This is a genomic window from Mesorhizobium sp. (genome assembly GCF_004962925.1).
Taxonomy (GTDB): Bacteria; Pseudomonadota; Alphaproteobacteria; order Rhizobiales; family Rhizobiaceae; genus Mesorhizobium.
The window spans coordinates 1-1,319 of the sequence record NZ_SUEO01000297.1 but is presented as its reverse complement, the minus strand read 5'-3'; the positions used below and the strand labels follow the sequence as shown (position 1 = coordinate 1,319).

Sequence of the window (1,319 nt, the reverse complement as noted above, 5' to 3'; positions counted from 1 at the left end):
GTTGAAGGAGAGCTGGCGGCGGCCCGAAGGCCGCGCCTGACCTATTCCGCGGCGACAAGCTCCCTGTCGCGAGCTGCTTCCAGTTCGCGCACCAATGGGATGACGCGCTTGCCGAAGAACTCGACCTCTTCCTGGAAATGCAGGAAGCCGAGCAGGATCAGGTCGGCGCCGGCATCCTTGAGCTTCAGGATGCGTTCGGCGATCTGTTCAGGCGTGCCGATGAGATTGCTGCGGAAGCCGTCATTGTATTGCACGAGATCCTCGAAGGAGGATTTCGCCCAATTGCCTTCGCCTTCCGGCGAGGCCTTGCCGGCATTCTTGACCTGATCGGCAAAGCCCTGCACCGCCTCCGGATTCGCCTTGGCGATGATCTCGTCGAGCACGGCGCGCGCTTCCTGCTCGCTCTCGCGGGCGATGGCGAAAGCGTTGACGCCGATCCTAACCTTGTGGCCGTTGGCTTTCGCCTTGGTGCGGATGTCGTCGACCTGCTTCCGGATCTCCTCCGGGGTATTGCCGTTGGTGAAATACCAATCGGAGACACGAGACGCCATGTCGCGAGCGGCTCGCGACGAGCCGCCTTGGAATATCTCGGGCAAGGGCTCGATCGGCTTCGGCTTCATGGAATAGTTGGTGAAGCGGTAGAAATCGCCCTTCAGCGTGAAACTGTCTTCCGTCCAGATGCCGCGCAACGCTCGGATAAATTCCTCCGACCGGCGATAGCGCTCGTCATGATCGAGCCAGAGTTCGCCAATCGCGGCGAACTCGCCTCGGAACCAGCCGCTGACGACATTGACGGAGACGCGGCCATTGGTCAGGTGGTTGATGGTAGCGATCTGCTTGGCCGCCAGCGCAGGGTTCCACGGGCCGGGCAGGATCGCTGCGATAACCTTCAGCGTTGTGGTCGCGGCAAGCAAGGCATGGCTGAACGAGACTGATTCGTGCTGGTTGTCGGCCCCATAGCCGGCCGTGAAACGGATCTGGCTCAGCGCATAGTCGAACCCGTTGGCCTCGGCAATCTGGGCGAGCTTGCGGTTGTAGTCGATATCCCAACCTGTCCGCTGCTCAATGTTGGAGATCACCAGGCCGCCGGAAACATTCGGGACCCAGTAGGCGAATTTGATGGCGTCGGAATGCGAACTCATGTCGTCGTTTCCCCTGTTGATTGGCTCAGCCGACGCGGGTGGCGACGGCAGCATTTGCGTGACTGGAGTTGAGCAAGGAGACCGCGTCGGTGGCAGCCCTTGCAATGCGCTCGATGATGGCTGCGCCGACGATTTCGCCATCGACGAAATCGTCGGGCGCGCCGTAGACGCCCGTAG

At 61.3% G+C, this 1,319-nt stretch carries 1 protein-coding gene; it reads right to left on the bottom strand.

Annotated elements, in window-relative coordinates; translation table 11 throughout:
• Positions 1-41: 41 nt before the first annotated feature.
• A complete protein-coding gene (gene sfnG / locus E5W87_RS33155) occupies positions 42-1,142 on the bottom strand; it encodes a dimethylsulfone monooxygenase SfnG (RefSeq protein WP_095487007.1) in 1,101 nt (366 codons plus the stop codon).
• Positions 1,143-1,319 lie beyond the last annotated feature (177 nt).

Excerpts from the sequence above, each read along its gene's own strand:
- sfnG (WP_095487007.1), bottom strand. The coding sequence starts at position 1,142 with ATGAGTTCGCATTCCGACGCCATCAAATTCGCCTACTGGGTCCCGAAT.